This window comes from Yeosuana aromativorans, assembly GCF_014646655.1.
GTDB classification, from domain to species: Bacteria; Bacteroidota; Bacteroidia; order Flavobacteriales; family Flavobacteriaceae; genus Yeosuana; species Yeosuana aromativorans.
In genome coordinates this window covers 86,006-99,772 of sequence record NZ_BMNR01000005.1, presented here as the reverse complement: position 1 = coordinate 99,772, position 13,767 = coordinate 86,006, and the positions used below count along the sequence as shown (strand labels likewise).

Here is a 13,767-nt window from a genome sequence, read left to right as displayed (position 1 = left end):
AGTAATAATTTTATTCTAGTCAATAATCGCTTCATATATCAAGCGTTGAATTTTGGTTCTAATATCCTCTTTAAGCAATTCATTTTTTGATGAATCTGGGTAGGTTCTATTAGCTAAAAACACATACACAATTTCTTTATCAGGGTCTGCCCAGGCATAGGTTCCTGTAAAACCGGAATGTCCAAAACTTGTCATGGATACACATCCACAAGTTGGCCCTTCATCTTCCAATTGTGGTTTATCAAAACCCACGCCACGCCTGTTATCTTTATTGCAATAATAACAAGTGTTAAACTTGTCTATTGTTTCAGGCTTAAAATAACGCTTGCCACCATAATATCCTTTTTGCAAATACATTTGCATGATTTTGGCAACATCATTGGCATTGCTAAATATTCCAGCGTGCCCACCTACTCCATTTTGCATGGCTGCGCCCATATCATGCACATAGCCGTGAACTTCTTGATGCCTGAAATAATTATCTATTTCAGTTGGAATGATATTCTTGCCACTTAATTTGTGATATGGGTTATACATAGTCATATTAGCTCCCAACGATTCATAAAAATGATCTTGTACTAGCTCGTCCAGAGGTTTGTCGTAATGTTTCTCAATAAATTTCTTTAAAATATAATACGGTAAATCACTATATCTATAATGTAGCCGATCCAAAAGCTTGCTATCTTTAATGATAGTCTGCATGGTGTCTGGATAATCACTCCTTAAATACAAATCCTTGGCCACTTCAATATTAAATTTACTGCTGTACTCATGCCTGTAGTATTTGGGATTCGGTTGATGCGTGACAGAATCTAAAGTGGCAACATAAAATGGTATCCACGGAATCAATCTAGCATAATGTGATAGCATTTGCTTGAGTGTGATATTTTTTTTGTTTGAATTTTTATATTCTGGCAATAAACTGGACAGTTTGATGTCTAGCGAAACAATGCCCTGCTCTTCCAATTCCATAAGCAATGGTAGGGTTCCCAGTATTTTGGTCAGCGAGGCGACATCATACACATCATTTGATGTTACCTTTTCTTTATCGTCATAGGTGTGATAACCAAAGTTTTTACTGTAAATCACTTTTCCTTTTCTGGCTATTAACAGCTGAATGCCCGGAGTCATTTTTTGATCAATGGCATAGTTGGCCAGAGAGTCCACTTTCTCAAGTTTTTTGGAGCTCATGCCAACACGTTCCGGAATGGTATAAGCTAATCGTTTCAATGAATTATTTTGTATGCCATCTCCAACCTTAAAAAAATCCCCTACTGAAACTGGCAGTATCCCTTTTGATGGAATGGCACCAAAAATCAACTGTGCCGATTTTTGCTGTGCTATGTCACTGTTTTGATAGCTTACAATAATACTTTCAATATTTTCAATACTATGAAAATCAGAAAGCGCATACGGTTTTACAAACGCATCTAGAATAACCGTGTGGGTTCTGGCAATTTCATAGAGCCAAACCAATTCCTGATCTGTAAACTCATACGATTTCCATGGGGTTTCATTGGAGCGGTGAAACCCAATAATAACCGTATTATAGGATTGCAATTGAGTCAACATTTCATCTAATTTATCAGCTTTTACTTCATGGATCTTAGCATATTTCTTTAATTCATCAAAAAAAGCAGAACCATCATCATCACCCATTTTTACATACGCAATGGTTTTTGTTTCCAATCGTCTAAGCGGCAAAAGATCTGATTTGTTCTTTACTACCGTCAAAGCGTTTTCCGTCAGGTCTTCGTACAATGCATCATCTTTAATTCTGTTTAAATCTGAAACTAAATTGGTCAGTTCAACAGGTTTGTAGTGGTTCAATCCTACTTTATACTTAGCCATCAGGATTTTCTTTACAGAATGTGCCAAACGGTCTTCAGATATTTTACCTTCATAATAAGCATCAGTAATTTTAGAGATTCCCATTGGTGGATCTTCAGAAATGAGAAGAATATCATTTCCCGCTAAAAAAGCCGCCAAATCAATCTCTCCTGATTCATCAAAATCTGCTGCACCTTTCATATTTAATGCATCGGAAATCACAAGGCCTTTGAATCCCAGTGAATCTTTTAAAATATCAGTAACAATGTGATTTGATAATGATGACGGATAATTAGATCTAGACTCTAAACTGGGTACATTTAAATGTGCCACCATAACACTTGAAAGTCCTTCTTTAATAAGCCGCTTATATGGATACATTTCTACTGAATCAATACGCTTTTCATCAAAATCAATGGTTGGCAACGTTTTATGGGAATCTGTTGATGTATCTCCATGTCCAGGGAAATGCTTGGCATTGGCCAATACACCTACACTTTGCATACCTTTCATAAAAGCCAAGGCTTTTTCGGTAACATTGTCGCGGTCTTCTCCAAAGGAACGATTTCCTATGATTGGATTTTTAGGGTTAGTATTGATATCAACTACGGGCGCAAAATTCAATTGCACACCCAAACGTTTGCAATGCTCACCAATCTGTTTACCAACTTGTTCTATAAGCTTGTTATCTTTTATTGCTCCCAATGTCATGTTCCAAGGAAAAGCAAAGGTAGAATCCAATCGCATATTCAAGCCCCATTCGGCATCCATGCTAACCAATAATGGCACTTTTGAAATACTTTGCAGTTCATTATTCAACTTGGCTTGCCTTACCGGTCCGCCTTTTGAATAGATAATGCCACCAACATGATATTCTTTTATTAAATCAATAGTTGCCTTTTTAGTTTCCTCATCTTCATTTGAAAACACCTGAATAGTGTATAATTGACCAATTTTTTCTTTAAGCGTCATGGTATTGTAGACACTATCTACCCATTTTTTCTGTAATTCAGGGTTAGAAGCCAACAACGGGTCTTTTGATTGTTGACTAAAAACAGGATTGACTAAAAATAAAATAGAGATTGTATAAAAAAAATAGCGCATAGACATGGTTTAACAATGATTTTTAAGTTAACGACCGTTAATTAAAAAACCATGCCAAAATACTACTTTTAAAAAGAACAATAAAAACTTTAAGATAGATTTATAACTAGTTTTTAAACAGTTTTTAATCTAAAATAAATTTAATCCCCGCAGTAATAATACTAGCATTCAAACCAGTGCTCCTTTTGTAGTTATAATATTTTAAATCTATATTTTTTAAGCCTAAACCCCAAAGATGCCAACTGGCAAAAACATCTGTATACCCAAAGCCAAAACCATACTGATTGGAATTAAATTTTGATAAATCGTAATCGGATGTATAATATTTACTAGTAGATAAGTTTTGTTCATACGGCGCAAAATAATCCGCCGCTGTTTGATCATAATATCTATATGATGGGTATACCGTCCATTTAGGACTTATTTTAATTGGTATTTCTATATTTGCCGTATTTGATTTAATACCCCAATCATCAGTATAATATCTGTAATACGTGCGCAAAACAAAGGTTTCGTTTAAATAATAATTAAAATTCATCCCTATTGGTAGTTTTAAACGTGAACTTGGCAAACGTTCCATGTCATCAGCCAGCTGGAACACATCATTGTTACTTCGCGATGTATAATTTGGAATGGTAGCTGGATTTCCGATATAAAAATTTTCAACGTCACCAAAATAAACACGTTGCATGGGATTTGACAACCAACCTTGTTGCTTTACTACATCGAAGAATATGGAAAACTGTGCGTTTTTATTTAATATCTGTGAAAAACTAAAAGAGGCAGAATATGAGTTTCTTGAAGTGTTTTGAATAAAACTATAATTTAATGGATTCCAAACAGTTGTTGTATTGCCTGTCTTGTCAATTTCAGTTCCATTCTGGTTATAAATAGGTACGCCCTGAAAATAGTTACTGTTTAAGCTTTTATTTCCCAATAAGTACCAGTGCAGTTCTGTTGGATATTTAGGGTTCCACTTATCCAAATACACATTGGCACTTAAACCCAGCGTTGTATTTTTATCATTGAGCAATTGCGTGAGACCAACTCCCAATCCAAGCGAATTGTAATCAAACTCGTGTGACAAAGACAAATCAGCATCCCAAATAGTATTTCTGCTATTTGAGCTATGGGCATAACTACCTGTTATGTTGCCCCAAATGTCAGCCCGTGATGCACCTGAAGATGCTGCCCAAGGGGTTGGAGAGCTTACTTTTGCATATTTCGTTATGGTTTTTGTGGTTCCTTTTGAGGCAGACGTTATAACCGTTGTGCTTGATTTTGGAACTTTTATTGTTCTATCAAAAGGATTTAAATTACTTGAAGAAGCCGAAGAATATGTTGAAATTCCCGCATCTATAGTTAATACATCGTCATCATTTAAAGGCACGCTTACAACTACAGTTGGAGTAAAATCATTAAGTTTCTCACTACCAATACCACCCGTTACTGAGGCATTGCTTCCGTCTTGGTTATAATAACTGGTCAAAAATTCTGCCTCTGTATTATCCAAAACGCGCTTTTTATATGTACTTGTATTATTTTGTTGTGCAAAAGATACTGAAGACAGTAATATTGCAAAAATCATTAATTTATATGTTGCTTTCATGAATTAGCTTTATAAAGATATTGGGAATTGTATTTTTGAAATATGGATTAATTACAACCACAACCACCACCTGATTTTCCGCCATTAGCGCCAGACGCGCCTTCTCGATACACTTGGAAGTTCCTCTCAAACCTATCAGACTTCTTTCTTGATAAAGCCATATCGGGATCATTTATATTTACTCTTTCGTATTCTTTAACGGCCATACAAGACGTAAAAGACATAGCTACTAGTATTATAACCAGTTTTTTCATGTTAATTCAACTGTTTTAAATTCATGTTTTTTGATGTTTGAACCTTGTTATCCTTATCAACAAGGATACATTCCACTCCTTTTAATTGATTGATAAAATCCAAACCTACATCTACGCCCATTACAAACACAGAAGTTGCCAATGCATCAGCTAATTCTGCATTGGCTGTAAATATAGATGCACTTAAAAGCCCTGTTGCAGGATATCCCGTTCTTGGGTCTATAATATGTGTGTACAACACGCCATTAAACTTGACATATTTTTCATAATTGCCTGAAGTGACTACTGCCGAATTATGCACAGGTAACCAAGCAAATACTTTGTCTTTGTTAATTGGGTTTACAATGGCAACCATCCAATCCTTTCCGTCTGGTTGTGTACCCCAAGTGGTCAAATCGCCTGAGGCATTGATAATTCCGGCCTTAACACCTTTACTTATCAATAAAGCCTTGGCCTTATCTGCTGAATAGCCTTTACCAATAGCACCAAAACCAATCTTCATGCCTTTCAATTTTAAAAAGACAGAATGATCGGCTTCATTTAAAATGATATTTTGGTAACCTACTTTAGCAACCGAATTTTTTATGGCTTCCTCACTAGGCATTTCAGTCATACTACCATCAAACTTCCATATCTTATCCATGGATGCATAACTGATGTCAAAAGCACCTTCTGTTAATTTTGAAATCTTTATGGCTCGTTGAATCAAATTAAAAAGCTCTTCATCAACCACTACTGGTTTTATTCCAGCATTTCTGTTGATTTCAGATGTTTCTGTGGTAGGATCCCATGAGGATATCATTTTTTCTATTCGTGATATCTCATTCACTGCAATATCTATATACGATTCGCCTTCAGCTTGATTATCAGCTACTACAGATATATCGTAACGACTTCCCATGAGTTTCAAGGTTCTTCTGTAAACCTCTTGCGAAAACGCAAACGATGTGAATAACAATAATATTCCTAAAAAAATATGTCTCAAAGCGAAGGATCAAAAGAGATTAATTTATTGTAATAGCTCTTGGGTGATAATTTTTCATATCCCATTTTACCCAAAACTTTTCCGCTTGAATTCAATACAACTACCAGTGGGAAAAAGCCTTGTTCATTATACATTTCGGCTAGTTTGGCGTTTTGAGCTGCCTGTTCATCAGATAGTTTATTGGCTTTTCTTCTGGGAAAATCAGCTTTAAGCATAACAAAGCGGTCTTTAGCTAGTTTTTGAAACTCTGGAGAACTCCAAATTTCTTTTTCCAACTTCATGCACGGACCGCACCAATCAGATCCCTGAAATACCAGGACAATATCATGATTGGTCTTTGAAGCCTCTTCTTTGGCTTTATTGAAATTTGTCTCCCAATTTTGGCCAAGCATACTGAAATTAAAGACCAAAGCGACTATACTAAAACAAAATATTTTTTTCATTGATTGTGGATTTATAATTTAAAAGGATTATTTATTGGAATTTAGGATACTAATGAGATTTTATTTAACATCGAATTCTTTGATTGCTTGTTTTGAATCATCGCATCAGCGAAATAAAATTTATAAAACGTTTGTAGATAAAGTCTCTTACAAGGTTTCCTAATTGGGTTATTTGAAAGCGGTTTTTCTGTTGAACACATTCCTGCTAACCAAATTATAATAGCAAAAGTTATTTTTCTCATTTAGGTTAAGTTTTATACCAATACAGTTTAAAAAATAAAAACCCTACCAAAAAAATTATTAAAATCCTCATTTTTTAATTTAAAAAAGAAAAGCCTTAATTTATAAGGCTTTTCTACTACCAATCAACACAAAAAAAGATTGCTACCAGCTATTATGAGAGATCTATAGTAAGACAATCTTTAGTAATCATTAACTTATACAAGCATTAAAAAAAATACCCTACCAAGATTCTTATATTTTTTTTATTTAGTTTTGAAAACTCAAAGTACAATAAATTAATGCATGGGTATTAAATCAAAAAATGTTTGTGATGATCAAGTTTTTGAAAGTATTTTCAAGAGTTATGCAAAAGACATCAAACGTTATATTTTTTCTAAAACAAGAGATGCCCAAATAGCAGAAGACATTGTTCAAGATGCGTTTGTAAAAATTTGGGAAGATTGTGAAAAGGTACTCTTTGATACCGTTAAAAATTACTTGTATACCATTGCCAATAATTTATTCTTAAACATTGTAAAGCACAATAAAGTTGTGCATGCACACCAACAAATAAATGGTAAAACAAGCACCAATGAATCCCCGGAATTTTTAGTATTGGAAGAAGAGTTTTTAATAAAATTGGAAAAAGCCATTAAAGATTTGCCCGAAATACAGCGTGAAGTATTTTTACTGAACAGGATAGAAAAAAAGAAGTACAAAGACATTGCCGAAGAGTTGGGTCTATCGGTCAAAGCAGTAGAAAAACGCATGCATGGCGCCCTTTTGGTATTGCGAGAAAAAATTGGAAACATTTAATAAAGTAGGGTTTTATGGTTTTAAATTGTATTACTAATTGATTACGAGAATTTATGGACATGAAAACTACTAAAAACGAGCATGATGTATTTTTGGCACATTGGATGGATGGCCAGCTTTCTGACTCTGCCTTTAAAAAAGTAGTTGGTGATGAAGAGTTTAAAATATACAATAAAATCAAAGCTGGGATTGGTGTTTATGAGCATTTACAAAAACCACTTGATGATACCTATGCAAAAATTCAAGCTAGGATAAAAGATAAAAGAAATGCTCAATCTAAAACAAAAACCATAAATCTATATGTCAAAGTTGCTATGGCAATAGCAGCAACAATAGTTCTATTTTTAAGTGCAACTTTCTTTTTAAAAACCAGCAATGTTGAATATGCTTCCAACTTTGGAGAGTTGAAAACCGTTGCACTTTTAGATGGTTCTGAAGTCATTCTTAATGCCAAATCAAATTTAAAATACAATAAAAAAGATTGGAAACATAAACGAGAGGTGTTTTTGGATGGTGAGGCCTTTTTTAAAGTAACCAAAGGCAAAACCTTTACCGTGGTTACCAAAAATGGAACCGTAACTGTTCTGGGCACGCAGTTTAATGTAAATACAAGTCCGTCTTTCTTTGAGGTTACCTGCTACAAAGGAAAAGTAAAAGTTACCAGTAACAATAAGGAATTCATACTGACTCCAAATCTATCAGTAAGAAACACCAATGGCGTTTTTGAAAAAGAGACATTACATGAACTGGATGCCAATCCATCTTGGATTCATGGGGAAAGCAGCTTTAGACGAGTGCCATTGAAACAAGTTATGATGGCCCTTGAAAAACAGTTCAACATAACATTCAGCGCCAAAAACATAGATGACACCGTTTTGTTTACTGGAAGTTTTGATAATAAGGATTTAAATACCGCTCTTTCATCGGTTTTTGATACAGTTAACATTAAATATACTATTTTAGACAAAAAAATATTATTGTCTGAATAGTCAATGAAGTTACCCTTATATTTTTTGTTTCTATTTCTACCTTTTATTGCCTTTTCACAGGAACCAGTAACACCTTTAATTCATTTTGACAACGTTGAAGCGGCCAATGCCATAATAACTTTGGAAAAGGCTTATAATGTAAAAATATCATACCCAAACAAGCTTATTGATGGCAAGACCGTTTCATTAGAAGAAAAAAAACGCACGTTAAATGAAACTTTGGATGAATTATCCTCCTTACTCAACATTCATTTCAAAATTATAAATCAGCGATACATCGTGGTCAATAAAGCTGAAGAAGAAACCTTTAATTACCAGCAACTGAATACGGTTATTATTAATGAATATTTAACCCGAGGGATTTCAAAAAACATGGACGCAACCTACAAGATACAGCCCAAACAACTGGACATCTTACCAGGCCTGATTGAAGCTGATGTTTTGGTAAGTCTACAGGAATTACCCGGAGTAATAAGTCCAAACGAAACAGCTACAGGCCTAAGTGTAAGAGGTGGAACTCCAGATCAGAATCACATAATTTGGGACGGAATAACCATGTACCACAGTGGGCATTTATTTGGTATGATTTCGTCATTCAACCCAAACATTACCCAAAACATAACGTTTTACAATAAAGGTACAAATCCTCGTTTTGGTGAAAGAATTTCCAGTGTTGTTGACATTTCAACAAGTAATGATATTACTGAGAAAATAAATATGGGATTTGGATTTAACGGGATAAGTGCCGATGCTTTTTTTGAAACACCAATCATACCAAACAAATTGAGTGTTTTGGTGGCTTATAGAAAATCTTATGAGAATCTATTTGAGACCAATACCTTCAAAAAAATGGAGCAGAAAGTGTTTCAAAATTCATCCATATTGGACAATGAAACTTCTGAAGAAAACTTTCATTTTAAAGATTATAACGTCAAACTAAATTACAAATTAAACAGCAATAATACCTTATCGGGCAGTCTCATACATATTGACAATGATTTGCTACATGACTATCAAGATTTTAACAACAATATATTCTACCAAGATTATATTGACACTGAAAACAACGGCTATAGTTTAAATTGGAACAAAAATTGGAACTCAAATGTCAAACAAACTACAAAGGTCAGTTTTTCAGATTATATGTTGCAGTATGATTTTGTTACAGAAGAAGATAACACTCAATTATCAAAATTTGATAAGGAAAACAAAATTAGGGACTTTGATTTTTCTACTGAACTTTCATTGCACAATACATTAAGTTTGGGCTATCAAACCAGTTTTAAACATGTTGGTTATTCCTTTGTTGAAACTACAGACTCACCTATTGTACTTGACCAAAACGATTCAAAAATAAATACGCATGCCTTGTTTGCAAATTACTCCAACAGACAATCAAAATCATTCAATTTTGATATAGGAATGAGAGCGAATTATTATCGCCAGTTAAATACATTGAGATTAGAGCCAAGACTTTTAATTGTAAAAAACATAAATGATAATCTAAAAATACAGGCCTCTGGTGAAATTAAAAACCAAGTTATTTACCAAATTGATGAAACCGTTTATAGTGATTTGTCTTTGGAAAATAAGCTTTGGCGATTATCCGATGGTAAGGAAGCACCCATTTTAAACAGCAACCACTTATCACTTGGTGCGTTATATCATAAAAATGGATGGAGTTTTGATTTTGATTCATATTATAAAAAAGTAACAGGAATCAGCTCGCTTCCGTTAGGTTTTTACAATGAAGATGATACCAAATATTTGAAAGGTGAACAAAACATCTATGGTTTGGACTTTTATACCAAAAAAGATTTTAAATCAATCAAAACATGGATAAGCTATTCAATAAATCAAATCGATGCTAGATTTGATGGCATCAATAACAATCGTTATTTTACGGCCAGTAATGAAATAGCCCATGCTATATCAGCTTCTATATCCTACAAAACCAAAAAATTGCAAGTTGCCTTAGGTTGGAAATGGCATACAGGAAAACCATACACCCTCTCAACTGTAAACCCAAATGATGACGATGTAAGTTTGGTAGGTGTGAATACTGAAAGACTTCCTAATTACCATAGACTTGATCTCTCATCGGTCTATAATTTTTGGTTTTCAAAAAAATCAGATATCAAAGGTAAAGTTGGGCTGTCTATTTGGAATCTGTATAACCAAAAAAATCATTTGAGTAGGGAATACACAGGAAACAACATTGCAGATGACCCGGTTGTAATTCAAGATTATTATTCACTTAATCTAACGCCAAACTTTTTGTTTAGGATGTATTGGTAAAAAGTTATCAATTAGTCCAAAAGGTCAATATACCTATCGTGGTAACCCAATAAATACAATACTCCATCCAAACCAATACTTGATATGGAACTTTGCGCATTGTCCTTTACTGTAGGTTTTGCGTGAAACGCAATACCCAATCCAGCAACATTGAGCATGGGTAAATCATTGGCGCCATCACCAATTGCAATGGTTTGGTTAATATTGATGCCTTCTTTTAGTGCTATGTCTTGGAGATATTCAGCCTTTTTATTCCCATTAACGATATCACCAATATGTTTGCCCGTTAAAATACCATCTTTAATTTCCAATTCATTGGCATATACATAATCAATACCCAATTCCTTTTGTAAATAGTGGCCAAAATAAGTAAACCCACCCGATAAAATAGCTGTTTTAAAACCATAGCTTTTTAGGGTATCAATAAGTCTTCTAGCGCCTTTGGTTATGGGCAAATTAACAGCAACGTCATGCAGTACTGCTTCACTCAAGCCTTTTAAAAGATTCATACGTCTCACAAAACTTTCATTAAAATCTATGTCTCCCTGCATAGCAGCTTCTGTAATGGCTTTTACTTCAGTACCAACGCCGGCCAGTTCTGCCAGTTCATCAATAACTTCTGTTTGAATAAGCGTCGAGTCCATATCAAAACATACCAATCGTCTGTTACGTCGGTAAATGTTATCTTCCTGAAAGGCAATATCAACATCCAAATCCCTCGAAATTTGCATGAATTTTTCTGTGAGCGCTGACTTGTTATCTATTTTTCCTCTTATGGAGAGCTCAATAGACGCCCTGGGATATTCCTCTTCTTTGATAAGTGAGGTACGTCCTGTAAGACGTTTAATGGCATCGATGTTTAGGTTCTTTTCTGAAATGGCCTTCGTAACTTCTGATATTTGCCTAGCAGATAGCTTTTCTCCTAAAATTGTTATAATGTAACGGTCTTTACCTTGAAGGCTTACCCAGTGTTCATAATCCTCAAGCGTAATGGGCGTGAACTTAGCTGTAATACCAAGCTCATAAGCCTTAAAAAGTAAATCTTTTTGTACGGCCGAGGATTTTTCTCCAGACTGAATTTCAAATAACATCCCTAGTGACAAGGTATCATGAATATTCGCTTGCCCAATATCCAACACTTTGGCATCATATTCTGATAATACACTTGTTAATCCAGAAGTCAATCCTGGCTTATCCTGCCCTGAAATATTCAATAAAAAAATATCTTTAGCCATAATTTTGCACTTACTCTTAAAAAAGCGGTAAAAATCAATAATCTATTTGATATATGAAAATTTTTGGGGTTTAAACTAAAAATGAAAACTATTTAATAAACCTACTGTGCCAACTTTCACTGGCCGGCACTTCCCAGTTTTCATTGAATTCAGCAACAGTGGTCACTAAATTATTGAATACAATAGTATTTTTGGAAACGGCTTTTTCCTTGGCCATTTTTTTAAAATCCAATAGCGGTTTGTAAGCTATAAAGTCACCTTGTTTGTATGACACATTCATTTTATCCATTAAATCAACTTGGTAATCATTTTCCAATTGTTGAATGAAATGAACCGATGCATCTATAGAACAGCCAGAAGCTTTGTTTAAGTTTTGATTTAAACCAATAATTATAAACCGCTTGTATTTAATGGAATAACCTGCTTCTAAATCACCACCATGAGCGGTCCAATTTTCTATAAATCCATCCAATCTGGATGAAATCTCTTCAATTTCCTTATCTGTAAATGACCGATTGGCTTGGTATATCCAAACTCTTGATTCATCGGGTAATGTATTAAAATCTACTAGCATTAATCTAAATATTCTATTTCTACAATCTCTTTTCTATTGATATACTCTTTAAGTTTAGGAGAAAAGCATTCGGTGTTTTTATATTTAATTTTAACTTCAGTTCCAATCACCGAATTATCAGATATTAATCGTTCCGATCCCTTAAAATTTGAAAGCCATAAAAAATTCTGGACAATACCTTCTGAATTTTTTACTTGAACAAAACTAAAGTCCTCTCCTGTTACAGAAACAAGGTTTCCTGCAAAACTTAAATAAGCTTCATTACCATTTAAATTATCTGTTTCTGCTAATGCAATTAACGTATTTGGACAAACATCTACCATTGCAAAACCAACTTTCTCTCCAAATTTTCTACTTGAATTTTCTTCTGAAAAATCAATTTCTATTCCTTCTTTAGCTAATTCTTCTTTGTATTCACCGTATTGACCGATAATAAAAACTCCCAATTTTGCTGTTTTTTGACTCTTATCTAAATTAGTCATTTCATCACTATTCATATACTCGCAGGTTTTTTGAGCTATCTTATCAATTGCAGATTCCTGTGATTGTCCATAGCTTAACACTAAAAAGGTCAAACAAAATACTAAGTGCTTCATGATGATCTAGTATATTTAATTATAAATCCTGAGCATTGGCAATCAGCTCGGCTATGTCCATAACTTTTACGTCATCTTCACGCTCTTTTGCCTTTACACCATCGGTCATCATCGTATTACAGAATGGACAACCCGCAGCAATGATTTCCGGTTTCATGTCCAGTGCTTGTTCGGTACGTTCAACATTGACTTCTTTATCCCCTTTTTCAGCATCCTTAAACATCTGGGCGCCTCCTGCTCCACAGCACAAACCATTTTTTTTGCAGTTCTTCATTTCAATAAGTTCTGCTTCCAATTTTTGAATTAAATCCCTAGGGGCTTCATACACATTATTAGCCCTCCCAAGATAACAAGGGTCATGAAATGTGATGCGTTTACCTTTAAACTGACCACCTTCAATGCTAAGTCTGCCTTCATCCAGTAAGTCCTTTAAAAATTGTGTATGGTGCATAACCTCATAATTACCACCAAGTTCTGGGTATTCGTTTTTAATGGTATTAAAGCAATGTGGGCAGGCGGTAACAATCTTCTTAACTTCGTACGCATTCATGACCTCAATATTGGTAACAGCCTGCATTTGAAATAAAAATTCATTACCTGCGCGTTTGGCAGGGTCACCGGTACAACTTTCCTCTGTTCCCAAAACGGCAAAATCTACCTTGGCTTTATTCAACAATTTCACAAATGCCTTGGTAATTTTTTTGGCCCTATCATCAAAACTTCCAGCACAACCAACCCAAAACAGCACCTCAGGTTGCTTGCCTTGAGCCATAAAGTCCGCCATAGTTGGCACATTCAATAATTCGCTCATG

12 protein-coding genes are annotated in these 13,767 nt (G+C 34.5%); 3 read left to right on the top strand and 9 right to left on the bottom strand.

Annotated elements, in window-relative coordinates:
• Positions 1-15 precede the first annotated feature (15 nt).
• The 5 genes from IEW94_RS11775 to IEW94_RS11755 all read right to left on the bottom strand — a co-directional run bounded on the left by IEW94_RS11775 (position 16) and on the right by IEW94_RS11755 (position 6,225).
• Positions 16-2,934: a serine hydrolase domain-containing protein gene (locus tag IEW94_RS11775; protein WP_188653249.1), complete on the bottom strand. Its 2,919-nt coding sequence runs from the start codon at positions 2,932-2,934 to the stop codon at positions 16-18.
• A gap of 124 nt (positions 2,935-3,058) precedes the next feature.
• Complete coding sequence (locus IEW94_RS11770; protein WP_188653246.1) at positions 3,059-4,543, bottom strand: DUF3570 domain-containing protein; 1,485 nt, start codon at positions 4,541-4,543, stop codon at positions 3,059-3,061.
• 47 nt (positions 4,544-4,590) lie between these two features.
• Positions 4,591-4,797, bottom strand: a complete 207-nt coding sequence (locus IEW94_RS11765; protein WP_188653244.1) for a DUF4266 domain-containing protein — start codon at positions 4,795-4,797, stop codon at positions 4,591-4,593.
• Position 4,798: 1 nt separating this feature from the next.
• Positions 4,799-5,782: an FAD:protein FMN transferase gene (locus tag IEW94_RS11760; protein WP_229669514.1), complete on the bottom strand. Its 984-nt coding sequence runs from the start codon at positions 5,780-5,782 to the stop codon at positions 4,799-4,801.
• A complete protein-coding gene (locus IEW94_RS11755; RefSeq protein ID WP_188653242.1) occupies positions 5,779-6,225 on the bottom strand; it encodes a thioredoxin family protein in 447 nt (148 codons plus the stop codon). The genes IEW94_RS11760 and IEW94_RS11755 overlap by 4 nt, the downstream gene beginning before the upstream one ends.
• Before the next feature lie 525 nt (positions 6,226-6,750).
• On the opposite strand from IEW94_RS11755, the gene IEW94_RS11750 reads away from it, so the two are divergent.
• Genes IEW94_RS11750 through IEW94_RS11740 form a run of 3 tightly spaced genes read left to right on the top strand, consistent with a single transcriptional unit; the run spans position 6,751 to position 10,550 of the window.
• Positions 6,751-7,263, top strand: a complete 513-nt coding sequence (locus IEW94_RS11750; protein WP_188653240.1) for an RNA polymerase sigma factor — start codon at positions 6,751-6,753, stop codon at positions 7,261-7,263.
• A 59-nt stretch (positions 7,264-7,322) separates the two neighbouring features.
• Complete coding sequence (locus IEW94_RS11745) at positions 7,323-8,252, top strand: FecR family protein (RefSeq protein ID WP_188653238.1); 930 nt, start codon at positions 7,323-7,325, stop codon at positions 8,250-8,252.
• A 24-nt stretch (positions 8,253-8,276) separates the two neighbouring features.
• Complete coding sequence (locus IEW94_RS11740) at positions 8,277-10,550, top strand: FecR domain-containing protein (RefSeq protein ID WP_188653236.1); 2,274 nt, start codon at positions 8,277-8,279, stop codon at positions 10,548-10,550.
• Positions 10,551-10,561: 11 nt separating this feature from the next.
• Here the strand turns inward: IEW94_RS11740 and serB are convergent, their stop codons facing one another.
• From serB to IEW94_RS11720, 4 genes are all read right to left on the bottom strand, one after another.
• Entirely contained in the window at positions 10,562-11,785 is a 1,224-nt protein-coding gene (gene serB / locus IEW94_RS11735) for a phosphoserine phosphatase SerB (RefSeq protein ID WP_188653234.1), read from the bottom strand.
• Between the two features lie 88 nt (positions 11,786-11,873).
• A complete protein-coding gene (locus IEW94_RS11730) occupies positions 11,874-12,359 on the bottom strand; it encodes an ABC transporter ATPase (RefSeq protein WP_188653231.1) in 486 nt (161 codons plus the stop codon).
• Entirely contained in the window at positions 12,359-12,955 is a 597-nt protein-coding gene (locus tag IEW94_RS11725; RefSeq protein WP_188653229.1) for a hypothetical protein, read from the bottom strand. The genes IEW94_RS11730 and IEW94_RS11725 overlap by 1 nt, the downstream gene beginning before the upstream one ends.
• Before the next feature lie 19 nt (positions 12,956-12,974).
• Positions 12,975-13,766, bottom strand: coding sequence for a (Fe-S)-binding protein (locus IEW94_RS11720; RefSeq protein WP_188653227.1), 792 nt, complete (start codon positions 13,764-13,766; stop codon positions 12,975-12,977).
• Position 13,767 lies beyond the last annotated feature (1 nt).